General features: G+C 43.4%; 20 protein-coding genes. 8 read left to right on the forward strand and 12 right to left on the reverse strand.

Annotated elements, in window-relative coordinates; translation table 11 throughout:
• The first annotated feature begins 94 nt into the window (after window positions 1–94).
• The 5 genes from C1X04_RS05155 to C1X04_RS05175 all read left to right on the forward strand — a co-directional run bounded on the left by C1X04_RS05155 (window position 95) and on the right by C1X04_RS05175 (window position 7,191).
• A complete protein-coding gene (locus tag C1X04_RS05155; RefSeq protein WP_110571507.1) occupies window positions 95–1,612 on the forward strand; it encodes an aldehyde dehydrogenase family protein in 1,518 nt (505 codons plus the stop codon).
• A gap of 312 nt (window positions 1,613–1,924) precedes the next feature.
• Window positions 1,925–3,307 (forward strand): L-serine ammonia-lyase, encoded by a 1,383-nt coding sequence (locus C1X04_RS05160; protein WP_137169334.1) that lies wholly within the window; start codon window positions 1,925–1,927, stop codon window positions 3,305–3,307.
• 304 nt (window positions 3,308–3,611) lie between these two features.
• Entirely contained in the window at window positions 3,612–5,186 is a 1,575-nt protein-coding gene (locus C1X04_RS05165; RefSeq protein WP_137169335.1) for an inorganic phosphate transporter, read from the forward strand.
• A gap of 487 nt (window positions 5,187–5,673) precedes the next feature.
• A complete protein-coding gene (locus C1X04_RS05170) occupies window positions 5,674–6,456 on the forward strand; it encodes a hypothetical protein (RefSeq protein ID WP_110571510.1) in 783 nt (260 codons plus the stop codon).
• Between the two features lie 114 nt (window positions 6,457–6,570).
• Window positions 6,571–7,191: a LysE family translocator gene (locus C1X04_RS05175; RefSeq protein WP_175404900.1), complete on the forward strand. Its 621-nt coding sequence runs from the start codon at window positions 6,571–6,573 to the stop codon at window positions 7,189–7,191.
• A gap of 31 nt (window positions 7,192–7,222) precedes the next feature.
• Here the strand turns inward: C1X04_RS05175 and C1X04_RS05180 are convergent, their stop codons facing one another.
• The gene (locus tag C1X04_RS05180) at window positions 7,223–9,220 is read right to left on the reverse strand and encodes a DNA topoisomerase III (protein WP_137169336.1); all 1,998 of its coding nucleotides are present in this window, start codon (window positions 9,218–9,220) and stop codon (window positions 7,223–7,225) included.
• A 68-nt stretch (window positions 9,221–9,288) separates the two neighbouring features.
• Window positions 9,289–9,771: a universal stress protein gene (locus C1X04_RS05185; RefSeq protein WP_110571512.1), complete on the reverse strand. Its 483-nt coding sequence runs from the start codon at window positions 9,769–9,771 to the stop codon at window positions 9,289–9,291.
• 413 nt (window positions 9,772–10,184) lie between these two features.
• On the opposite strand from C1X04_RS05185, the gene C1X04_RS05190 reads away from it, so the two are divergent.
• A complete protein-coding gene (locus C1X04_RS05190; RefSeq protein ID WP_110571514.1) occupies window positions 10,185–10,805 on the forward strand; it encodes an FKBP-type peptidyl-prolyl cis-trans isomerase in 621 nt (206 codons plus the stop codon).
• Between the two features lie 101 nt (window positions 10,806–10,906).
• Here C1X04_RS05190 and C1X04_RS05195 read toward each other — a convergent pair whose 3' ends face one another.
• From C1X04_RS05195 to C1X04_RS05235, 9 genes are all read right to left on the reverse strand, one after another.
• Complete coding sequence (locus C1X04_RS05195) at window positions 10,907–11,323, reverse strand: GNAT family N-acetyltransferase (protein ID WP_110571515.1); 417 nt, start codon at window positions 11,321–11,323, stop codon at window positions 10,907–10,909.
• 9 nt (window positions 11,324–11,332) lie between these two features.
• Complete coding sequence (locus C1X04_RS05200; RefSeq protein ID WP_137169337.1) at window positions 11,333–12,529, reverse strand: cupin domain-containing protein; 1,197 nt, start codon at window positions 12,527–12,529, stop codon at window positions 11,333–11,335.
• Window positions 12,530–12,672: 143 nt separating this feature from the next.
• The gene (purB, locus tag C1X04_RS05205) at window positions 12,673–14,046 is read right to left on the reverse strand and encodes an adenylosuccinate lyase (protein WP_110571517.1); all 1,374 of its coding nucleotides are present in this window, start codon (window positions 14,044–14,046) and stop codon (window positions 12,673–12,675) included.
• Between the two features lie 150 nt (window positions 14,047–14,196).
• Window positions 14,197–16,419, reverse strand: a complete 2,223-nt coding sequence (locus tag C1X04_RS05210; protein WP_110571518.1) for an NADP-dependent isocitrate dehydrogenase — start codon at window positions 16,417–16,419, stop codon at window positions 14,197–14,199.
• Between the two features lie 246 nt (window positions 16,420–16,665).
• Window positions 16,666–17,292, reverse strand: coding sequence for a high frequency lysogenization protein HflD (gene hflD, locus C1X04_RS05215; RefSeq protein WP_110571519.1), 627 nt, complete (start codon window positions 17,290–17,292; stop codon window positions 16,666–16,668).
• Between the two features lie 58 nt (window positions 17,293–17,350).
• On the reverse strand, window positions 17,351–18,472 hold the full coding sequence (gene mnmA, locus C1X04_RS05220; RefSeq protein WP_137169338.1) for a tRNA 2-thiouridine(34) synthase MnmA: 1,122 nt from the start codon (window positions 18,470–18,472) through the stop codon (window positions 17,351–17,353).
• A 69-nt stretch (window positions 18,473–18,541) separates the two neighbouring features.
• Window positions 18,542–18,985, reverse strand: a complete 444-nt coding sequence (locus tag C1X04_RS05225) for an NUDIX hydrolase (RefSeq protein WP_245926896.1) — start codon at window positions 18,983–18,985, stop codon at window positions 18,542–18,544.
• On the reverse strand, window positions 18,879–19,607 hold the full coding sequence (locus C1X04_RS05230) for a pseudouridine synthase (RefSeq protein ID WP_137169339.1): 729 nt from the start codon (window positions 19,605–19,607) through the stop codon (window positions 18,879–18,881). Before C1X04_RS05230 ends, C1X04_RS05225 begins: the two co-directional genes overlap by 107 nt.
• A 121-nt stretch (window positions 19,608–19,728) precedes the next feature.
• Window positions 19,729–19,983: a cold shock domain-containing protein gene (locus C1X04_RS05235; RefSeq protein WP_110571523.1), complete on the reverse strand. Its 255-nt coding sequence runs from the start codon at window positions 19,981–19,983 to the stop codon at window positions 19,729–19,731.
• Between the two features lie 298 nt (window positions 19,984–20,281).
• On the opposite strand from C1X04_RS05235, the gene clpS reads away from it, so the two are divergent.
• Both clpS and clpA read left to right on the forward strand, forming a co-directional pair.
• Window positions 20,282–20,632, forward strand: a complete 351-nt coding sequence (gene clpS / locus C1X04_RS05240; RefSeq protein ID WP_110571524.1) for an ATP-dependent Clp protease adapter ClpS — start codon at window positions 20,282–20,284, stop codon at window positions 20,630–20,632.
• A gap of 20 nt (window positions 20,633–20,652) precedes the next feature.
• Window positions 20,653–22,908, forward strand: coding sequence for an ATP-dependent Clp protease ATP-binding subunit ClpA (gene clpA, locus C1X04_RS05245; protein ID WP_110571525.1), 2,256 nt, complete (start codon window positions 20,653–20,655; stop codon window positions 22,906–22,908).
• Window positions 22,909–23,033: 125 nt separating this feature from the next.
• On the opposite strand, the gene infA is transcribed toward clpA, so the two are convergent.
• Window positions 23,034–23,252 carry a translation initiation factor IF-1 gene (gene infA / locus C1X04_RS05250; protein ID WP_110571526.1) on the reverse strand — a complete coding sequence of 73 codons (219 nt, stop codon included), beginning with the start codon at window positions 23,250–23,252 and terminating at the stop codon, window positions 23,034–23,036.
• Window positions 23,253–23,266: the final 14 nt, after the last annotated feature.

Consider the following 23,266-nt stretch of genomic DNA (forward strand, 5'->3'; position numbering starts at 1 on the left):
CAAACTTCATGGACTCACAGGCAAGTTTTCTGTTCGCTTTCTTCCTACTCTTAGTTCCAGTGTTAATGAAAAACAACAAAAAATGGAGAGTGTTATGATCTACGCCAAACCTGGTACTAACGGTAGCCTTATTTCCTTTGAAGCTCAGTACGGTAATTTTATCGGCGGCGAATGGGTTGCCCCTGTTAAAGGTCAATACTTCGACAATATTAGTCCTGTTAACGGTGAAGTGTTCTGTCAAATTCCTCGTTCTACTGAAGAAGATATTAACCTTGCATTGGATGCGGCACACGCGGCACGTGCTGCATGGGGAAAAACATCAGTTACAAATCGCTCCAATATTTTGCTAAAAATTGCCGATCGCATCGAGCAAAACTTAGAAGCCCTTGCTGTGGCAGAGACTTGGGATAACGGCAAAGCGGTTCGTGAAACCTTAAATGCAGACATTCCTTTAGCTGCCGATCATTTCCGTTATTTTGCTGGCTGTTTGCGAGCACAAGAAGGCAGTACGGCTGAACTAGACGAACATACTGTGGCGTATCACTTTCATGAGCCATTAGGGGTTGTAGGTCAAATTATTCCGTGGAATTTTCCGATTTTGATGGCTGCATGGAAACTGGCTCCAGCGCTTGCAGCAGGAAACTGTGTGGTTCTAAAGCCAGCAGAGCAAACACCTGCGTCTATCCTAGAATTAATCAAAGTGATTCAAGACTTGTTGCCGCCGGGTGTGCTGAATATCGTTAATGGTTACGGTAAAGAAGCTGGTGAAGCGCTTGCTACCAGTAAACGTATTGCCAAAATCGCCTTTACTGGCTCGACGCCAGTGGGTTCCCATATCCTAAAATGCGCTGCTGAAAACATCATTCCGTCTACGGTTGAGCTGGGCGGAAAATCACCTAACATTTATTTTGCTGATGTTATGCAGCAGGAAGACGCTTTTATTAGTAAGTGCGTGGAAGGTCTAGTGTTAGCCTTCTTTAACCAAGGGGAAGTATGTACTTGTCCTTCTCGTGCTTTGGTTCATGAATCAATTTATGATGATTTCATGGCGCTAGTTATTGAGCGTACCAAAACCATTAAGCGTGGTAATCCACTTGATACCGAAGTGCAAGTTGGGGCTCAAGCGTCGAAGCAGCAATTTGATAAAATAATGAGTTATATCGACATTGGTAAGAAAGAAGGCGCAGAGTTATTAATTGGCGGTGATATTGAAGCTGTCGATGGCTTAGACAAGGGGTTTTATGTTCAGCCAACCTTGTTTAAAGGTTCTAATGAAATGCGTATTTTCCAAGAAGAGATCTTTGGACCAGTGGTCAGTGTAACCACTTTCAAAGATGAAGCGGAAGCACTTGCTATCGCCAACGATAGTGAATTTGGCCTAGGTGCTGGCGTTTGGACGCGTGACACAAACCTTGCCTATCGCATGGGACGTAACTTAGAAGCGGGTCGCGTGTGGATGAATTGCTATCACCAATATCCTGCTCACTCTGCGTTTGGTGGATACAAAAAATCGGGTGTGGGTCGTGAAACGCATAAGGTTGCTCTAGAGCATTATCAACAAACAAAAAATATGTTGGTTAGCTACGACATCAATCCTTTGGGCTTTTTCTAACCCTGTGGACGTTTAAGTTCGGATAGAAGGATACAAATAGTCTGCATTTCTATTTGTTGACTGTTTTGAGCTAAGCCAGTGTGTCACTCACACTGGCTTTTTTTGTTTTTAAGCAGGCTTTTATTTTTTGTACAACTAGTCTTGAAACGTCATAAATTTGCCTCTTTGCTAGATGTGCCGTTATATAGCTGAAAAAATGAAGTTTCCGATTGGAAACTTCATCTAAGAAGTGATAATTTCGCCTCATTAGTAGTCCGTGTTATACAACTTAAATGTCGTTCGAGAAACATTGATCGACAGAGGAATAAAGCGATGGCAATCAGTTTATTTGATCTTTTTAAGGTAGGGATTGGTCCCTCTAGTTCCCATACTGTTGGCCCTATGATTGCGGCGAACCAGTTTGCTCATCAAATACAAAACCTTAATCTGGAATCAAAGGTAAGTCGTTTGAAAATAGACTTATACGGTTCGCTCGGTGCAACAGGCAAGGGACACGGAACAGGCGTAGCTGTATTGATGGGACTGGAAGGTGAGTTGCCTGAGCTGATTGACCCTAGCGGTGTCAATGAACGAGTAGCGGCAATTGAAGCATCTTCAAAGCTGAATCTATTAGCACAGTACCCTATCTCGATTAATGTTTCGACGGATCTTATTTATCATCGAATTGATCGCCTCGATTTTCATGCGAATGGCATGGTGCTGGTTGCATTTGATGTACAAGGCAATACGCTTCATCAAGCGACTTTTTACTCTGTTGGCGGTGGTTTCATTGTCCAAGAAGACGAGCATGGAAATGTAGAATTAGTTGAAGACACAACAAGGCTTCCTTATGAATTTCATAGTGCTGAGGAGCTTATTAAGCTTTGTCGAGATAATGACAAAACTATCGCTCAGATTATGATGGAGAATGAGAAGTACTGGAGAACGGAAGAGGAAATAAAACAGGGCATTCTTTCTATCTGGTCTGTGATGAAGTCCTGTGTTCAAGAAGGCATTCGTCATGAGGGGATTTTGCCTGGTGGCTTGAAAGTTAAACGAAGAGCCGCGAGCCTTTATCGAGATTTAACCAGCAAAACTCGTATGGATATGATTACTCCTTCTTTAGGGGCAATGGATTGGGTTAACCTTTATGCCCTGGCAGTGAACGAAGAAAATGCGGGTGGTGGGCGTGTTGTTACCGCTCCAACAAATGGTGCTGCGGGTATAATCCCTGCGGTGTTGCATTATTACTGGGAGTTTTGCCCACGTTCTTGTGAAGAGGGGGTTATAGATTTCTTTTTGACCGCAGCGGCAATCGGTTTACTGTTCAAAGAAAATGCGTCTATTTCAGGTGCTGAAGTCGGCTGTCAGGGAGAGGTTGGCTCTGCTTGTGCTATGGCAGCAGCAGGACTTGCGGCGGCAACGGGTGGTTCACCTGAGCAAATTGAGAACGCTGCTGAAATCGGTATGGAGCACAATTTGGGATTAACATGCGACCCTATTGGTGGGTTGGTGCAAGTACCATGTATAGAGCGGAATGCCATGGGCTCGATAAAGGCCATCAACTCGGCAAGTATGGCGCTTCGTGGAGATGGCACTCATTACGTATCTCTTGATAAGGTTATTCGTACGATGCGAGATACAGGCAGAGACATGAATGACAAATACAAAGAAACATCGCGTGGTGGTCTAGCTGTGAATGTGATTGAGTGCTAATTTTTTTATAAAATATAGCCTGTAATAAATCGGTCACATTTCTGTAGTATCTTTGCAATAAGTGCCTTTGATAGGCACTTTTTTTTATCTCAGCGCGTACTATTGTACTGAAAAAGTTTAGGGGTTTTTATCTGTAGACTCCCAGTGTAGAATGACGCGAAATTTACATTTCACCAAAATGTAATGGGATGACTTGAGAGCCAGATGAAATTTAAATGCTGGGATGAGCATGTCATTACCTACTCAGGCTAGCCTTGGGTCAGTAGTGGTTTGGCAAAGATTAATGATAGAAAGAAGAGCCCTTATGGATCTTACAAATAACCCGAAAGAAGAATCCACTTTACTGAGTGGTCATGAGTACATCCGTGTACTAATTGCGTTAGCATTTGTGATGCTATCTGGATTTTATGCCTCAGCGAATGGCGTAGGGATTTCTAACTTATCTATTTTGGCTATTGCTGCTGCCATTGGTGCTTACATGGCCGTTAACATCGGCGCAAACGACGTTGCCAATAACGTTGGTCCTGCCGTTGGCTCTAAAGCTTTGTCGATGACAGGTGCAATATTAATTGCCGCTATATTTGAAGCTGCTGGGGCGTTAATTGCTGGTGGTAATGTCGTTGGTACGATTAAAAATGGCATTATTAACCCTAACTCTATTGGTGATGCTGAAACCTTTATCTGGGTGATGATGGCAGCACTATTAGCGGGTGCTATTTGGTTAAACTTAGCCACCTACTTAGGCGCACCCGTTTCAACAACTCACTCTATTGTTGGTGGTGTACTTGGCGCTGGTGTTGCCGCTGGTGGTTTGGATATCGCTAATTGGGACAAATTAATTGCTATTGTTGCTAGCTGGGTTATTTCACCTGTTATGGGTGGTGTCATCGCGGCGTTGTTCTTGTTCTATATAAAGCGTTCTATTACCTACAAAAATGACATGATTGATGCAGCCAAAAAAGTTGTGCCTCTACTTGTTGGCATGATGGTATGGGCGTTTTCTACTTACCTTATCTTGAAAGGTTTGAAAAAGCTGTGGGAATTGGATTTCATCACCGCAGCCTTGATTGCTTTTGCTATTGCATTAACCGTTTATTTCTTTATTCGCCCAATGGTAGACAAAGCTGCGGCGGCATTGAAAAATGATAAGGACGCTGTGAATAGCTTATTTACTTTGCCTCTTATTGTGTCTGCTGCACTGTTGAGCTTTGCCCATGGTGCAAACGATGTCGCAAACGCAATTGGACCATTAGCAGCGATTAACGATGCTTTATTGACTGGCGCTGTATCTGGAAAAGCCACTATTCCGCTATGGATTATGATGGTAGGTGGTATCGGTATTGCCGTTGGTTTGGCACTATTTGGTCCTAAGCTGATTAAAACTGTTGGTTCTGAAATTACGGAATTGGATAAGACCCGTGCTTTCTGTGTGGCAATGGCTGCAGCGATTACCGTTATTATTGCTTCGCAACTAGGCTTACCTGTTAGTTCTACGCATATTGCTGTGGGTGGTATCTTTGGTGTGGGCTTCTTGCGTGAGTATTTGAAGCAGTCTTATGAGAAAAAACTGGCGTCAATTATCTCTCACTCTGAATCTGCAGGTCACAATGGCCAGCAAACACAAGAGTTCGTAAGACGATTCACGCAGGCTGATGTTGCTGAAAAGCGCGCGATCTTGAAAGAATTGAAAGCTGCACAAGCCGCTTCGCCAATTTCTTCCGCTGAACGTAAAGGCCTTAAGAAAGCGACTAAGAAAGAGTTAGTTAAACGTTCTGCTCTGTTGCGTATTGCTGCGGCTTGGGTAATTACAGTACCTGCCTCTGCAATATTGTCGGCAGCTATCTTTTATATGTTGCTTGGTTTTTCCGTTTCTCGATAGAAAAGCCCTCTCTATAAACAACAAAAGATCAGTATTTCTGGTCTTTTTTTGTTTTCAAGAGGGAAAGGGTGTTATATAAACTAGTATTGCTTGTTTAAATTTAGACTAACCTTCAATCCACTTCAGTCTATACTTAAAATGCCTTCCAAAGTATTGTGCTGCTCGGTGATACGATATTGCTGTTAAGTGATGCGTGTTTTGATAGTGAGACACGTTGGTTAAGTTAAGTAAACTCGATTAAATGTAGAAGACGATTTGTTCGATTGTGCTTTTCTCTTTTGGGCTACGAGAATGTTTTCCATGACAAGCTTTTTTTAAAAAAGAGACGGCGCGCCTTTAAAACCGATACAGGATGTTGAAGAAGTTTTGTTTGCAAAAAAAGGATAAGGCAGAGCTTAAGCAGAAATGATTTGGAACAATCTATTTTGTTAGAAATAGCGCAATAAAACGGTTCCATTAACAATGTTAAGGTAAAAAAACCTACTATATGACTGCTGTCACCATCACGGTACTTTTGCTGGTTATCGGTGGATTTATTGCTTTTGCAATTTTTCTACAGCTTAAAGAGCAAGCAAGATTAGAGAAGTTACGTAAAGTGGCAGCTCTAAACAATCAATTGCGCCAAGTGCGTCGATATCTTGATGAAATGCCTCCTCAGTATCAACCTAAGGATATGAAGCTGTGGCTTTTTTCTAGGATGATTGCTCTTCATGATCAGCTTATTGCCTTGCAGCCCGATGCAACCTTGACTCGTCGTCGACAGAATTTGGCCACTGAGATGAAAGAGTTTCAAGCAAGTAAACAGAAGCGGCGTGCTAAACCGATGAATGATGAGTTAGCGATTATTGAAGTCAGACGTATGTTTGAGTCCTTCAAATCGTACTTAATCCTCGCGCAAAAAGAAAAGAACATCGATGCAGATGTAGCTAATCGCTATAAAAAGCTGCTTGATTTTTTTCATTACAAAGTAAACTCAGATTACCATTCCCATCTTGCTCGAAAGGCATTTTTAAGTGGGCAGATCAGTGACGCTTTAGAAAAATACAAAGAAGCGCTTGCACAGTTAAACCCCATTAAAGACTCTGCTGAAGCTCAGGCTACCATTCTGAAATTACAAGAATTGATTCAGGAAATAGAAGATGACCTTATCTTGCAAAAGGCGGAAGAGGAAGTTAGCCGTGATATGGATACCGCAGGCGAAGAAGAACTTGACGATGAATGGAACAAATTTATGGAAGAATCTACTTTCCAGCAAAAGAAACGCTTCTAGTAAAATCTAATCGCCTGATTGACCTTATTATTGATATTTTCTGCTTGCTAGTTAATCGCAGTCGTGACAATTTTGTCATTTCCCAATACTCACCATTTTTATAAAGGACTTTCTGTGAATTTTGCGCTTTTGTCGGCTTTTATACCGACCTTCTTTTTCGTGTCTGTTACACCGGGTATGTGTATGACATTAGCGATGACGTTAGGAATGACGATTGGCGTTAAACGTGCTCTATGGATGATGCTAGGCGAGCTAGTGGGTGTTGCCATGGTGGCTATTTTATCGGCTATTGGCGTTGCTGCATTGCTACTGAATTACCCTAGTGTATTTGTTGTATTAAAATATCTTGGCGGTGCTTATCTTGCCTATGTCGGTCTGCAAATGTGGCTGTCTAAAGGCAAAATGGCGATTAAAGCCGACTCAGAAGAAAGCAAGCCTGCATCGCGTTTGGATTTGATTTCCCAAGGTTTTGTTACTGCAATTGCTAACCCGAAAGGCTGGGCTTTTTTTGTTGCCTTATTGCCGCCATTTTTGGATGCAAGCCATTCTCTCGCAAGTCAGCTTATTGTGCTGATTAGTATAATCCTTACTTTGGAATTTATTTGTTTGCTGATTTACGCAACAGGTGGAAGAACTCTGAAGTCGCTTCTTATGCAAAGCGGAAATGTGCGCATAATGAACCGTATTGCCGGTACATTGATGATCGGTGTGGGAGTGTGGCTTGCCATCGGTTGATTGTTAGCCGGCTTAAAACTTTCTAGTTTTATTAAGAAGACGCTTTCGAGCGTCTTCTTGTTTTTGTGCTGCTGCTTTTTGCTCCTGTTGTTTTTCTTGTGCTCGGTGCTTTTCTACTGGTTGTGTTTTTACGTTTGGCAAAAGGGTTCTTCGTTGGAGGAGGCAAGTTTTGCAAAGCGGAAGTGGGCATGTCTCTGGAAGCGTTAAGCAGTTGGTTTAAATTGACTTCTAAGCTCTCCATGAAAGCTTGATAGCTTGCTTCACCTACACTGATACTGTTAAGAGCTGACTCCCATTTTGCCGTCATATCAGGGGTGACCAGCTGTACTGGTAGACAATCAATAAAGGCCCGACCTGTTTGGCTGGCGTGAATTTGTTTTCCCTGTCTTATTAAAAATCCGCGTTTGAACAGTAATTCTATGATGCTGGCTCGGGTTGCTTCTGTGCCAAGACCGTCGGTGTCCTTTAATATGGCTCTAATGTCTTTGTCTGTGACAAACCGACTAATGCCTGTCATCGCTGCGAGTAAGCTGGCATCAGTAAATGCGGCGGGAGGTGTGGTGACTTTTTCTTGAACTTGTCCCTGTGTGCACCACAGCTCTTCGTTTTTATTTAGTTTTGGGAGTTCATTTTGATTTTCATCTTCCGGGTCATTATTTTTCTTTTTACTTGGTAAGAGAGCTTTCCAGCCAAGTGCGAGCGGTGTGTTGCCTTTTGCTTCAAATTGACCGCCTTCGATTTCCAGCTTGATATAAGACGCTAAGTAATCGTATTCAGGGTAAAACTGCATGAGATATTGACGAGCAATCAAGTTAAAGACTAAAGCTTCTGTTTTGGATAACGATGCCGCCTTGTGTGCCTGACTGGTTGGAATGATCGCGTGATGGGCTGTGACTTGTTTATCATTCCAAGCTTTGCTTTTTCTTGAAGCGTCAGCATGTTGGGCACCTTGTTGGATTTCACCACCGGATTTAGCCAGAGCGGCAAGAATAGCAGGCGCGTCTTTATGCTGTTGAGTCGGTAAATAGCGGCAATCAGATCTTGGGTACGTGATCATCTGATGGCGCTCATAAAGGGTTTGGCAAACATCTAATACTTGCTGTGCGGAAAGAGAAAAGGCTTTTGCAGCATCGATTTGTAGGGCTGACAAGCTGTAGGGCAGTGGCGCGGCTTGCTTTTTTTGCTTGTAATTCGCTTCCATTACAATCGCTGGTTTATTAGTAATACGGTTAGCAACGTTTTTTGCCAGTGGCAAGCTGAGCACTCGATTCTCTTCATCCATATAGGGCTGGCATGCCTCGCTAGGCAGCCACTTGGCTTGGAATACCGCGCCTTCAGGTGTCTGAATGTTTGCCCATACTTGATAAAAATCTTTAGGAATAAAAGCGTCTCTCTCCTTGTCTCTAGCAACAACCAGCCCTAATACTGGAGTCTGAACTCGTCCAATTGATAAAACGCCTTGATACCCTGCTTGGCGACCTTTGATGGTATAAGCGCGGGTGAGGTTCAAGCCAAATAGCCAGTCGGCACGTGCACGACCTAGTGCTGAACGTGACAAGGCCGCAAATTCATTGTTTGAGCGTAAGTTGTTTAGTTCTTTTTTAATGGCCGAGGGTGTTAAATCGTTTACTAACAAGCGTTTCGTGTTCTTTAATTTTTGCGCAGGAACCTTGGTGTAATGCAAAACCTCATCGACCAAGAGTTGCCCTTCGCGGTCTGGGTCTCCCGCATGTACTAATGTCGTTGCTTTTTTGATCAGCTTTTTCAGAATACCAAGTTGCTTTTTGGTGTTGGCTTTTTCTTGCCATTGCCAATCGGTTGGAATAATAGGGAGGTGATCCAGGTTCCAAGACTTATAGGCAGGGTTGTATTGATGAGGCTCCGCTTGCTCTAGTAAGTGACCGATACACCAGCTGATGCAATCGCCATTAGGTAGCCAAATACAACCTTCTTCTTTTTTCTGAGGTGAAGGGAGTGCGGCGGCGATAGCTCTAGCAAGGCTGGGTTTTTCTGCAATATAAAGAATCATAAATACACTTACTGTTTATATATACAGTAAGTGTATCGAACACGGAGAAGTGTGACCAGAGTTGACTGTTATTTAATTGGTACAACAAGTACTGGAATCGTGCTGGAATGAATGACTTTATTGGCAGTTGAGCCAATAATCATTTGACTAATTCGACCATGTGTTCGGCTATTCATTATAATCAAATCCGCATTTTTTTCTTTGGCGAGGCGTTGAATAGATTCAGATGGAACGCCATTTACGATCACGGTTTCAGGCGGTGTTGCTAGGCTAGAAAGCTCTGCAGAATATTTCTCCATGAATTCAGCCAATAATCTTTCCATGCGAGCTTTGATGTCTTTGATGGCATCTTTTCGCATTGTTTCTCTGATGTCTTCGCTAATGTAATTATTCATCATATTGGATGCTTGAGCGTTCAATGGCTCTATTGCATGCATCAATATGACTTTGGCTCCATGTGTATTGGCTAGGCTAAGAACGAGCTCCATAGCGGCTTGTGTTTTTCCATCTAGATCACAAGCATAAACAATAGTGTTTATTTTAGGTAACATAACAAGGTCCTCTTTCAATGTACCTATAGCTTAATCCTTTTAGCTATGCCTGCTCTGATTTAGGTCAATCATTGTTGAGCTTGTCGATCAACTGTGATTGGCGAATAAAAAACAACTCATTGATGACAGAAAAATAAAACCAATAAACAGCATGCCCCAATAGTCAGTGGTTTTTTTGGTCTCAGCGTAATTATGGTGAGGTTGGACAAAGTTCTTGGATTTCATAATGTACTCCATAGTAAGAGGTTGACTTAGATGATAATGAATATCATTTATAAAGTCTATTGCATCGATTAATATATTTTTCTGGGGAAGGTTTTTCGGCGTCAATTGTTTGAAACACAAGCCCATGAGATTTGCCTATGTTATGATGTGCACTCAATTTTTTAGTTAATGAATAAGAGAGTGTAATCATGTCTGAACTGTCGTTCGACTCTAACGAATCAAAAATCGCATACGGCATTGGTCGTCAAATTGGTGATCAACTACGTGGTAGCGATCTTGGTGAATTGTCTCTAACACACCTTTTTGCAGCGATTGAAGATGCCCTAAATGGCACTGAGATGCGAGTTCCTGGTGCAGAGCTAGAAGCTGCTTTTGCTGAACTACAGCAAAAAATGGAAGAAAAAAGCCGTGCAGCGTCTGAAGAGAACGTAAAAGCAGGCGAAGCTTTCCTTGCTGCAAACAAAGAAAAAGACGGCGTTCAAACAACTGAAAGCGGTTTGCAGTTTGAAGTACTTGAAGAAGGTACTGGTGCAACACCAAGCCGTGAAGCGACAGTTCGCGTACATTACGAAGGTCGTCTAATTGATGGACAAGTATTCGATAGCTCAATCGCTCGTGGTGAGCCAATTGAATTCCCTCTAACTGGCGTTATCGCTGGTTGGACTGAAGGTCTTCAGTTGATGAAAGAGGGTGCGAAATACCGTCTTACTATTCCTGCAGAATTGGCTTACGGTGCTCAAGGCGCTGGTGCATTGATTCAACCTTTCTCTGTATTGCAATTCGATGTTGAGTTAATTGCGATTGTTTAATCGTCGCATAAACTTCTAGCAGCAAGCAGAATGTAAAAAGCGAGTCGATCCAATCGGAACGACTCGCTTTTTTGTATAAAATAGATCGGTAAAGAGAAAGGCTATATGTCTCTTTCCATGCGAATGTGCATTTTCCCTGCCTCCAGAAAGACTTTCCCATCTGTGCGAAAGTTTTGCTTTTCATAGAAGGTTTGTACGTCAACTTGAGCGTTTAAAAACACTTTGCGAATGCCCATTTCTCTGGCGACTTTCACAGCACGAATTAACAGCATTTCACCGTAGCCCTGATGTCGATAGGCAGGTAATACTGCCAAGCGGCCGATTTGCCCTTCCTCGGTTAAACGGCAAGTGCCCGTAGGAACCGCGGTGGTACCAAAGGAGACAAAGTGCACAGCGTCTTCATCTCGATCGTCCCATTCGTCTTGCGGATCGATACCTTGTTCAATGATAAAGACCTGTTTGCGAACAAAGGTCAGTTGATCCTTGCTGCTGTTCCAGTCTGATGTTAAAACCTTCATTGCTTATCCTTATTCTTCAGGTGCGACTAATTCGATAAGCCCTTGCTGACCAATCAGAAAACGCACAAGAGGTTCTAGGTCGCTGTTCTGTTGTAAATCTAGGCCTGAAAAATCGAATTCAACTTGATGACAAACCGCTTCCACGAAACCGGTTAGCTCAGCATCAACCTTTAGGTTTTCACCGTTACAAAATACGCGAATTGAGTTGTCATCGCTTTGTGGTGTGTAATAACAAATTCTGGCATCGCCAGGTCGAATAAAGGTTTGACCCTGTGTTGCGTTGGCGAATGCTTCGTCTACTTCTTGCTGGTTTAACGGTGTTAGATATTCAGGGTATTTGCTTTCACTCATGGTTTCACCTAACCATTCTGCAAGCAGATCAGGTTGACTAATGAGGTTTGCCAATTCGCTTTGTAAGTACTGGATATCGTCTTTGCTAATGTGCGCGCTGTGCTGGCGACTTGCGGTTTCTGGAGCCGCAAAGCGATCTTTAACGTTATCTGTTTCGCATAATTTATCGCAAATACCGGTTAAGACATCCTGCAAGCTTGGCGCACGAAATCCGATGGAGTAAGTCATGCACTCGTCATCCAGTGAGCGTCCATTATGGGCAAAGTTAGGTGGTAAATAGAGAATGTCACCGGCTTCTAATTCCCAGTCCATTTCAGGGTTAACCGGAAAGTTATCGAGAATATGCAGCTTAATGTTTGGAATAGCGGAATCTTGATATTCGTCTGGAGCCAATACCTGCCAGCGGCGTTTGCCTGATACTTGTACTAGGAATACATCGTATTGGTCATAATGTGGACCAACGCTTCCGCCTTCTGTAGCGTAGCTGATCATGACATCGTCTAAACGCCAGCTTGGCAGAAATTCGAATTGTTCTTTTAGAGCTTGGACTTCTGGAACCCAATGGTCAACGGCCTGAACTAACAGTGTCCATTCTTTTTCTGGTAACGTGGCAAAGGTATCTTCAGTAAAAGGACCTTGGCGCATCTCCCAAGGGCTAATTCCTTTTTCGATAACAATGCGTGACTCAATCTCTTCTTCCATGGCCATGCCTGCAAGCTCATCCGCTTCTAATGGTGGAGTGAAATCGACAAGGCCGCCACGAATCAATAATGGCTTTTTTTGCCAATATTCATCGATAAAAGTTTGGGCTGTCATGCCACCAAGAATAGACAGTGGTGTGTTTAGATTTGTCATAAGTCGCTCGTTAAAAAGAACAAAGAAAATGGTCTGATGCTTTAGTTTTTACTGCCTAAAAGGCAAAAAGAGCCGATAAATCGGCCCTTTTCATTACGCTCGTTAAGAATCCCAATATACCATTGGGAAATCCCTTAGAGAAATTAGTTGCGAATTGCTTTTGCTTGAGCGGCCGCATTACCGATATAAGTGCTTGGCGTAAGCGCTTTTAATTCGGCTTTGGCTTGCTCTGGCATTTCTAGCGTATCAACAAAGGCTTCGATCGTCGCTTGATCGATAGTGCGACCACGAGTTAGCTCTTTTAACTTCTCGTATGGAGATTCGATGCCGTAGCGACGCATGACAGTTTGGATTGGTTCAGCAAGAACTTCCCAGGCATTGTCTAGGTCTGCTTCAAGACGAGGCGCGTTGATTTCCAACTTGCTGATGCCTTTTAGTGTTGCTTGATAAGCAATTAAGCTGTGCGCCAAACCAACACCAAGGTTACGTAGAACCGTAGAGTCAGTTAGGTCACGCTGCCAGCGAGAGATAGGTAATTTTGCGCTCAAATGACCCATAATGGCATTCGCAATACCCAAGTTGCCTTCGGAGTTTTCGAAGTCGATTGGGTTAACCTTGTGCGGCATAGTAGAAGAGCCGATTTCGCCTGCAATGGTTTTTTGCTTGAAGAAGCCCATGGAAATGTAGCCCCATACATCGCGATCGAAATCGATCAAGATAGTGTTGAAACGGCAAATCGCATCGTATAGTTCAGCGATGTAATCGTGTGGTTCGATTTGAGTGGTGTAAGGATTCCAAGTCAAACCTAGAGACGTCACAAACGCTTCGGCGTGTGCTTGCCAATCAACATCTGGGTATGCAGAAAGGTGAGCATTGTAGTTGCCCACTGCACCGTTGATTTTGCCTAAAAATTCAACGTTTTCGATTTGCTTAAGCTGGCGCTTCAAACGTGCAGCTACGTTCGCCATTTCTTTACCAACAGTGGTTGGTGATGCTGTTTGGCCATGTGTACGAGACAACATAGATTGCTCAGCGTGCTCAATAGCCAGGTCTTCAATGGCGTTGATGACGTTTTTAAGCTCTGGAGCAATGCCTTCTTCCAATGCTTCACGCAGCATCAAAGCGTGAGATAAGTTGTTGATGTCTTCAGACGTACAAGCGAAGTGAACAAATTCAGAAATAGCGGCAAGTTCTGCGTTGTCCGCCATTTTGTTCTTAATGAAATACTCAACCGCTTTGACATCGTGGTTAGTTGTTTTCTCAATGTCTTTAATGGCTTGTGCATCAGCTTCACTGAAGTTTTCCGCAAGTTGATCCAATAAAGCGCTTGCTTCATTGCTTAATGCTGGAACTTCGATAATTTGTGGGTGTTTGGCAAGAGCCTGTAGCCAGCGAACTTCGACTATGACTCGCATACGCAGCAAACCATACTCGCTCACAGAGCGACGTAGTACGTTGGTTTTCGATCCGTAACGACCGTCGATAGGGGAAATTGCATTTAAGCTAGTTAATTCCATTGAGATAACGCCTCGAACATGGTTTTCAGGGAGCCGCTATTATAGGCAAAAGGGCGAAGGTAATACAGGGATTCACGGAAGGGATTGGCATAAAAAAGCCCAGATAGTATCCAAAGGATACTATCTGGGCTTGGTTTTTCGAGTTTTACTTTACAGTGTTGCTAATGCAGAGTTGAAGGTAGCGCTAGGACGCATGATCTTAGCTACTTCATTTAGGTCCATGTGGTAGTAACCAGATAGGCCAGAAGGTTTGCCTTGAACGGCTGCCAGTTCAGCGACAATCTTATCTTCGTTATCAGCAAGTTGCTTCGCTAGAGGTGCGAATTTCGCTGCAAGATCCGCATCTTCTGTTTGTGCAGCAAGCTCTTGAGACCAGTAAAGCGCTAGGTAGAAGTGGCTACCACGGTTATCGATTTCACCCACTTTACGAGAAGGAGACTTGTTAGTGTCTAGCAATTTGCCTGTTGCTTTATCTAGGCACTTCGCAAGAATTTTTGCTTTTTCGTTGTTGTGCTTGATACCAAGCTCTTCGAACGATACGGCTACTGCAAGGAATTCACCTAGCGAATCCCAACGAAGGTAGTTTTCTTCCATAAGCTGTTGAACGTGCTTAGGAGCAGAACCGCCAGCGCCAGTTTCATACATACCACCGCCATTAAGCATTGGTACGATAGACAACATTTTCGCAGATGTACCCAGCTCTAGGATTGGGAACAAGTCAGTTAGGTAGTCACGTAGGATGTTACCTGTTACTGAAATAGTGTCTAAGCCACGAATGATGCGTTCCATAGAGAAACGGATCGCTTCGTTGTAAGACATAATGCGAATGTCTAAACCGCTAGTGTCGTGATCTTTTAGGTAAGTTTCTACTTTTTTACGAAGCTCGTTGTCGTGTGGACGAGCATCTTCTAGCCAGAATACCGCTGGAGTATCAGATTGACGAGCACGAGTAACGCCTAGTTTTACCCAATCTTTAATAGCCGCGTCTTTGGTTTGACAAGCGCGCCAGATGTCGCCTTTCTCAACGTTGTGTTGCATTAGGATGTTGCCGTTTGCATCGACAACGCGCATCACGCCATCGGCTTTCATTTCGTATGTTTTGTCATGAGAGCCGTATTCTTCTGCTTTCTGAGCCATTAGGCCAACGTTTGGAACAGTACCCATTGTTACTGGGTTAAATGCGCCATTGGTTTTACAGAAGTTGATTGTTTCTTGGTAAATACGAGCGTAAGTGCTGTCTGGAATAACCGCTTTAGCATCGTGTGCTTTGCCGTCACGGCCCCACATTTTGCCAGAGTTACGGATCATTGCAGGCATAGAAGCATCAACGATCACGTCGCTTGGTACGTGTAGGTTAGTGATGCCTTTATCAGAGTCAACCATCGCTAATTCAGGACGAGTTTTGTAAACGTCTTGGATGGCTTGTTTGATTTCTTCTTGTTTCGCTTCAGGAAGGCTTTGAATCTTGTCGTATACGCTACCTAAACCGTTGTTTGGGTTTACGCCGATTTCTTTGAAAAGCTCACCGTATTTTTCAAAAACGTCTTTGTAGAAAACGGTTACCGCGTGACCAAATACGATCGGGTGAGACACTTTCATCATGGTTGCTTTAAGGTGCACAGACCACATGATGTTGTCTTCTTTCGCTTCTTGCATTGTCGCTTCAAAGAATTCACGTAGCTTCTTAGTGCTGATGTTCATGCTGTCGATGATTTCGCCAGCGAGCAGAGGAAGTGATTTTTTCACTTCTACCGAGCCATCTTTTGCAACGAATTCGATCTTAACAGTTTGAGCAGTTTCCATAGTGGTGGATTGCTCGGAAGAGTAAAAATCGCCTTCACGCATGTAGTCAACGTGAGAAATAGAGGTTTTGCTCCATTTGCCCATTGAGTGAGGGTTCTTACGAGCGAAGCCTTTTACTGCTGCTGGAGCACGACGGTCAGAGTTACCTTGGCGTAGAACTGGGTTAACGGCACTGCCTAGTACTTTAGAGTAGCGAGCTTGGATGTCTTTTTCTTCGTCTGTTTGTGGGTTTTCTGGGTATTCAGGAAGACCGTAACCTTCAGCATTCAATTCTTTGATTGTCGCATAAAGCTGCGGCAAAGACGCACTGATATTAGGCAATTTAACAATGTTTGCTTCTGGTTGTGCAGTTAGATCGCCTAGGAATTTTAGGCCGTCTTCTACTTGCTTGTCAGCTGGAAGAAGGTCTGAGAACGCAGCGATAACACGACTTGCTAAAGAAATATCGGTTAGTTTTAGTTCGATGTCTGCTTCTTTCGCGAAAGCGCCAAAGATAGGAAGTAGAGACGCTGTAGCTAACGCTGGCGCCTCATCAGTAAATGTATAGTAAATGGTTTGTTTCGTTGACATGTAATTCCCCTAACATTTCAGGCCTTAGCCCATTGAATCGAAGATGACTTTTAGCCGCCATTCCCTAATTTAAACTGCTCTAATACGTTAACCCACAAAGGTTAAAAATTTGCACGATATACTACATAAAAAACCAAGATAGAGATATCGACCCTAAGATATACTGGAAATTGATTTCAATTATTCCACTGTTTAAATAAGAATCTTTAGTGCTAAAAAAAGGCCTAATAGGCCTTTTAAATAAAATTAATGACGAGCTTCTAAAGCGCTTAGTAACGCTTTGCGTTTGAAAATTAAATGCCAGCGTTTACCGCCAAGTTGTCGCCAGAGCATTGCGGCTCTAATACCGGCCATTAAAATGGCTCTGACTTGATTGGATATTTGTGGCTGCTGTAAGAAACGACTGTCCCCATGCACTTGAATACGAAACGGTAACTTGCTCAGTGTGTCCTGATACATGCCCGAAATAGACGCCAGCATATTGTCGTGTAACACGCTTTCGTAGTGGGCTTTTTTCTGTTCGATGTTGATAATGCTTTGGCCGATCTGTGACAGCATTTCCGGTGTCTTAGACAGCTTGTTTTCTAAGTGAATTAAACTTAATGCGTATCTAAGTGTGTCTGGGTTGACACTGCTGCGTTCTTTACCAAGAGCTTGTTGTGCAATACGTCGCCCCAGAGCAAGATTGCTTCGACAATCCCATTGCCCACCATAAATATCTTCTGTAGAGGCAGCGTTCAGCATCAAAATACTGTCTAAAAGTGGCTTTAAGCTTTCGTTATCGACTTTTCCTGTTTTGGCTAAAATAGACACCAGCTCCGCTGCTTGAAAGACAGCGGATAGGGCGATAGTTTGCTCTTTTTCTCTACTCACGTTTCGTTACTCTCAAAAACTTAGGTTAGGGTGGTGTTTCATTTGGGAGTGTTAAACATTACTTATTAAAAGCCACATTAATGATTCCACCGCCCAAGCAGACGTCATCTATATAAAATACCACAGACTGTCCTGGTGTGATTGCACGTTGTGGTTCAACAAAAGATACTTCAACACGCCCGTCGGCCAACTCGTTAATGGTGCAATCTTGGTCTGCCTGACGGTAGCGACATTTGGCTTTACAGGTTAATGGAAAGCTAGGTTTCTCTCTCGCGACCCAATCTAAGTTATCAGCGATCAAGTGGGTTTTGAAAAGAGAGTCGTGTTGACCACCTTGTGTGACGATCAAGACGTTTCGCTCTAAATCCTTTTCTACGACATACCATGGGTCGTCAGAGTAATTCGCCAAACCACCAATGCCTAAACCTTGGCGCTGGCCAATGGTGTGGTACATTAGGCCGTGGTGACGAGCAATTTTGTCGCCTTCTAGGGTTTCGATATCGCCTGGTTGAGCAGGTAAATACTGTTCGAGGAAGTCTTTGAAACGACGTTCTCCAATAAAGCAAATGCCGGTACTGTCTTTTTTGTTATGAGTGACTAAGCCGTACTCTTCCGCTAGGCGGCGTACTTCCGGTTTTTCTAGTTCACCAACAGGAAAAAGTGTTTTGGCGATTTCATCTTTGCCAACAGCATACAAAAAATAACTCTGGTCTTTGTTGCCGTCTAAGCCCTTCAAAAGCAATGGCTCACCGTCTTTTTCGCCACGACGAACATAGTGTCCAGTGGCAATGTAATCGGCATTGAGTGCCATGGCGTATTCCAAAAATGCTTTAAACTTGATTTCTTTATTGCACAAAATATCTGGGTTTGGCGTACGTCCAGCTTTGTATTCGGCAAGGAAGTGCTCGAAGACATTGTCCCAATATTCTGCTGCAAAATTGGCGGTATGCAGTTTGATACCTAATTTATCCGATACGGCTTGGGCATCGGCAAGGTCATCTTTTGCAGTGCAATATTCAGTGCCATCATCTTCGTCCCAGTTCTTCATGAAAAGACCTTCAACCTGATAACCCTGTTGCATCAAGATAAGTGCAGATACAGAGGAGTCTACGCCGCCGGACATGCCGACAATGACTTTTTTTGAGCTGTTTGCGTTGTTCGCAATAGGACTGTCTTTCATGTGCTGTTATTTCTCGGCTGTTAATTTGGTCAAGCGAAGAGGCAAGACCACAGATTAATTTAATATTCGTTATTGTATCACTTTCTCAGGTTGAAGAAATTGATCCGATAGGAAGCATAAGGAGATAATGGGGTTATTCAATGAATCTTCAATGCAGGCCTTAATTAATGGGCTGCGATGAGGCAGTGCCATAATTTCTTCATAACTTAGCCAGTGGCTAGAAACAATGTCATCGTCGAGCGGCTCGTCGCTTTGGCTTACGGGCTCGCATAAGAAACACAGGCGATGATAAGTGTCGGCGCCTTCGAAAGGGGTAAATGCATACATGCCCAGTAAACCGACGGGTTTTACTATCCAGCCAGACTCTTCTTTTGTTTCACGGATAACGGCTTCTATAACGCTTTCATTATTTTCGACGTGACCTGCTGGCTGGTTTAGAACTAGGTTTCCGTCTTGCCACTCCTTCACCATGAGATATTTTGTTGCCTTGGGGTCTTGAGTGTCCTTTCTCACTAGGGCGGCGACGGTTAGATGTGGCAGTCTTTCTCTTTCTTTGCTCTTCAAACTGAGTGACCTCTTTTAGTAAAATGTCCGTTGGCTCTATATGTTTCCATTGGCCAATTTCTGTGTTTTCTAAAGTATATCGGCCAATGGCATAGCGAATTAATCTGAGTGTTGGAAAGCCAACCGCGGCGGTCATTCGGCGTACTTGTCTATTTTTTCCTTCTCGAATCTGCAGTGATAGCCAACTGGTTGGGATGGCTTCACGGTAGCGAACGGGCGGTGATCTTTCCCAAATATCGGGTTCTGCCATGCGTTCCGCCTTGGCGGGTTTGGTCAGCCCATCTTTTAGCTCAACGCCTTGCCTAAGTTTTTCTAATGCGCTATCTGAAATATCACCTTCTACCTGAACCCAATAGGTCTTTGGCATTTTAAAGTCTGGAGACGCGATAATATGCTGTAACGCACCTTGGTTGGTAAGCAGTAATAATCCTTCCGAGTCAAAGTCTAGTCGTCCTGCAGGATAGAATTCAGGCGCATCAATGAAATCTGCAAGGGTGGATTTATCTCCTTCTGCAGAAAACTGACTTAGAACTCGAAAGGGCTTGTTAAATAAAATTAAGTTTGAAGGCATGGAGTAAATAGATGCTTATAAGCGGGCATTTTGAGGTTAATAAAGACTCGAGTGATCGTCTCACTCCCCGTGAAGGGAGTAAGATAACAAATTCGTCTAAGGATAGCGATTAGGCTTGATGCTATGCTGGTTGTGTTTTTGAGTCGCTCTTGGCTGAATCCTCTTGATTTGAAATGGTTGGATTTATTTCAATAGCGTGCAACCCTCTTTCCCCTGGTTCGACATCAAATGTCACTGCCTGTCCGGCTTTTAGGGTTTTATATCCTTCTACATTGATCGCAGAATAATGAATGAATAAATCTTCATTAAAATCCTCCGAGACAATGAATCCATATCCTTTCGCATTATTAAACCACTTTACTGATCCGTGATGCATGAGCCACTCCTTATCCACTCAGAACATAGTTAGCCTGTAATAGCGAGCTGTTAGATTTAAAAATATAGTTCGGATAGCTTAGATTGCTAAATAGGTGCGAATTGTTTTGGTCAATCAGTGCTAGAATTTCATCAATAAGCATTGATTGCACATTTGGTCGCCCCAATAAAAGCGTAGAAGCCCTTTTGGTATTTGTAAAATTCAAGTGGTAATCTGTTTTTAAGAAACGGCCGTATATGAGTGATAATGTTTCATATTTGGCTGTTTATGTGAAAAATTGTAGCCTCAGAGGCGTGGAATGATTGTAGATCAGAAAATTAGACTAGTATCAGAAGATGATGAACAACACGGGCATTCGAGTATTGCGATTGCTCCAGAGGAAACAGAACTAAAACCGCCTTCTATGTATCAGGTGGTGTTGTTTAATGATGATTATACGCCAATGGATTTTGTCGTATTTGTGTTACAACGTTTTTTTTCTATGGATGGGGAGAAGGCTAATCAGGTAATGTTAGAAGTACATATGAAAGGGAAAGGTGTTTGTGGAATTTATCCCTTTGATATTGCTGAAACCAAAGTAGCAATGGTACAACAGTTCGTGGAACAAAATGAGCACCCCTTAATGTGTGACCTACAAAAGGTCGACTGATTCAGAGTGAGGGAATAGCAATGTTAGATAAAGAACTAGAGCAAACCCTGAACACAGCTTTCAAGGCGGCGCGTGACAAGCGCCATGAATTCATGACGGTTGAGCATTTATTATTAGCTCTTATTGAAAATGGCGCTGCTTCAAGCGTCCTAAAAGCATGTGGTGTCAATTTAGACATCTTAAGTAAGGAGCTTGAGGAGTTTGTTAATAGCACAACGCCTCTTATTCCTGAAGACGACGAAGAGCGTGAAGTTCAACCTACCTTAGGCTTTCAGCGGGTATTGCAGCGTGCTGTTTTTCATGTTCAGTCCTCTGGTAAGCGTGAAGTGACTGGTGCGAATGTGCTGGTGGCGATTTTTAGCGAACAAGAGAGTCAGACGGTTTATCTTCTTAAGCGACATGGCGTTGCTCGAATTGATGTGGTCAATTATGTGGCGCATGGCATTTCTAAAACAGGCGACGCGGCTTCTCAAGACTTGGATCACGATGACGAAGCAGACGATACAACAACGGCACCCTTACAAAAATTTGCTACCAATCTCAACGAAGAAGCTAAAGCTGGAAAGATTGATAAATTAATCGGTCGTGAATACGAGGTAGAGCGAGTGATACAAACACTTTCTCGTCGTCGTAAAAACAACCCTCTTTTAGTTGGTGAGTCTGGCGTTGGTAAAACAGCCATTGCTGAAGGTTTAGCAAAACGTATTGTTGATGGACAGGTGCCTGATGTTATCGCTGATGGCGTTGTCTATTCCTTGGATTTGGGGGCGTTATTAGCAGGCACAAAATACCGTGGTGATTTTGAAAAACGCCTAAAGCAGTTACTCGGCGAACTGAAAAAATTACCGAACGCCATTTTGTTTATCGATGAAATTCATACCATCATTGGGGCTGGTGCGGCTTCTGGTGGCGTTATGGACGCCTCTAACTTGCTTAAGCCTGTCTTGAGTTCAGGTGGTTTGCGCTGTATTGGTTCGACCACGTTCCAAGAATTCCGTGGCGTATTTGAAAAAGACCATGCACTGGCGCGTCGTTTCCAAAAGATCGATGTAAACGAGCCAAGTGTTGATGATACTTATCAGATTTTGAAAGGCATCATTGGTGCATTCGAAGAACATCACAAAATCAAGTATGAAGAACCGGCTTTATTGGCTGCGGCAGAGCTTGCTCAGCGCTATGTGACGGACCGTCATATGCCAGATAAAGCCATTGATGTTGTTGATGAGGCTGGTGCCTATCAGCGCCTTCAGCCGGAAGACAAACGTAAAACAGTTATTACGGTTGCCGATATTGAAGACATTGTTTCTAAAATTGCCAGAGTACCAGTTAGAGCGGTTAACTCAGACGACAGGCAAGTGCTATCTAACCTAGAACGCAACCTGAAAATGGTGGTGTTTGGTCAGGATAACGCGATTGATTCCCTATCAGCTGCGATTAAACTGTCTCGTGCTGGGCTGAAAGCTGAGCAGAAGCCTATCGGTTCTTTCTTGATGGCTGGCCCAACGGGGGTTGGTAAGACGGAAGTGACTAAACAGCTTGCTAAGCAGCTGGGGCTTGAGCTTATACGCTTTGATATGTCCGAATACATGGAGCGTCATGCGGTATCGCGTTTGATTGGTGCGCCACCAGGTTACGTTGGTTTTGATCAAGGCGGCTTATTAACCGAAGCGGTAACAAAGAATCCGCATAGCGTGGTGCTATTGGATGAGATCGAGAAAGCTCATCCAGAAGTCTTTAACTTGCTTTTGCAGGTAATGGACCATGGTACTTTGACCGATAATAATGGGCGCAAGGCGGATTTCCGTAATGTGATCCTGATAATGACGTCAAATGCTGGTGCAGAAGAATTAGCGCGACGTTCTATTGGTTTCTCAAGTCAGGATAATTCGACAGATGGTATGGAAGTGATTAATCGCACATTCACGCCAGAATTTAGAAACCGCCTTGACGCTGTTATTCAGTTTCAGCAGCTTGATGAGCGTATTATTTTCAATGTTGTTGATAAGTTCTTGGTGGAGTTGCAGGCGCAACTGGATCCGAAAGGGGTCTTGTTAGAGGTCTCAGACACAGCCAGAGGCTGGTTAGCGAACAAAGGTTATGATCGTCAAATGGGTGCACGTCCGATGGCGCGAGTGATCCAAGAGCATCTGAAGAAGCCTTTGGCGGATCATATCCTATTTGGGGAGCTACACGACGGTGGTCATGTCAAAGTGTCTTTGGATGAGAAAAGTGATGAACTGCAGTTTGAGGTGATTAAAGAAGCTGTGGTTCATTAGGTGATAACCCTCCTTCCTAAATCAAGGGGAGGAGGGATATGGTGAAAAGCAGACATAAAAAAACCGGACAGTGTCCGGTTTTTTTATGTCGTTTACTTTAAGTTGCCTTGTTAAGGCTGCTTAAATTAACGTGCGCGATATACGATACGGCCTTTAGATAGGTCGTAAGGTGTTAGCTCAACTTTAACTTTGTCACCAGTTAAAATACGAATGTAGTTTTTGCGCATTTTACCAGAGATATGTGCGATTACGATGTGTCCGTTTTCTAATTCAACACGGAACATGGTATTAGGCAACGTATCAATGATAGTGCCTTCCATTTCTAAGCCTTCTTCTTTTGCCACAATATGTGTCCTAT

The sequence above is a fragment of the Marinomonas sp. FW-1 genome, from assembly GCF_005222245.1.
GTDB classification, from domain to species: domain Bacteria; phylum Pseudomonadota; class Gammaproteobacteria; order Pseudomonadales; family Marinomonadaceae; genus Marinomonas; species Marinomonas alcarazii.

Coding starts and splice junctions, on each gene's coding strand:
- C1X04_RS05155 (WP_110571507.1), top strand. CDS start 95: ATGATCTACGCCAAACCTGGTACTAACGGTAGCCTTATTTCCTTTGAA.
- C1X04_RS05160 (WP_137169334.1), top strand. CDS start 1,925: ATGGCAATCAGTTTATTTGATCTTTTTAAGGTAGGGATTGGTCCCTCT.
- C1X04_RS05165 (WP_137169335.1), top strand. CDS start 3,612: ATGGATCTTACAAATAACCCGAAAGAAGAATCCACTTTACTGAGTGGT.
- C1X04_RS05170 (WP_110571510.1), top strand. CDS start 5,674: ATGACTGCTGTCACCATCACGGTACTTTTGCTGGTTATCGGTGGATTT.
- C1X04_RS05180 (WP_137169336.1), bottom strand. CDS start 9,220: ATGATTCTTTATATTGCAGAAAAACCCAGCCTTGCTAGAGCTATCGCC.
- C1X04_RS05185 (WP_110571512.1), bottom strand. CDS start 9,771: ATGTTACCTAAAATAAACACTATTGTTTATGCTTGTGATCTAGATGGA.
- C1X04_RS05190 (WP_110571514.1), top strand. CDS start 10,185: ATGTCTGAACTGTCGTTCGACTCTAACGAATCAAAAATCGCATACGGC.
- C1X04_RS05195 (WP_110571515.1), bottom strand. CDS start 11,323: ATGAAGGTTTTAACATCAGACTGGAACAGCAGCAAGGATCAACTGACC.
- C1X04_RS05200 (WP_137169337.1), bottom strand. CDS start 12,529: ATGACAAATCTAAACACACCACTGTCTATTCTTGGTGGCATGACAGCC.
- purB (WP_110571517.1), bottom strand. CDS start 14,046: ATGGAATTAACTAGCTTAAATGCAATTTCCCCTATCGACGGTCGTTAC.
- C1X04_RS05210 (WP_110571518.1), bottom strand. CDS start 16,419: ATGTCAACGAAACAAACCATTTACTATACATTTACTGATGAGGCGCCA.
- mnmA (WP_137169338.1), bottom strand. CDS start 18,472: ATGAAAGACAGTCCTATTGCGAACAACGCAAACAGCTCAAAAAAAGTC.
- C1X04_RS05230 (WP_137169339.1), bottom strand. CDS start 19,607: ATGCCTTCAAACTTAATTTTATTTAACAAGCCCTTTCGAGTTCTAAGT.
- C1X04_RS05235 (WP_110571523.1), bottom strand. CDS start 19,983: ATGCATCACGGATCAGTAAAGTGGTTTAATAATGCGAAAGGATATGGA.
- clpS (WP_110571524.1), top strand. CDS start 20,282: ATGATTGTAGATCAGAAAATTAGACTAGTATCAGAAGATGATGAACAA.
- clpA (WP_110571525.1), top strand. CDS start 20,653: ATGTTAGATAAAGAACTAGAGCAAACCCTGAACACAGCTTTCAAGGCG.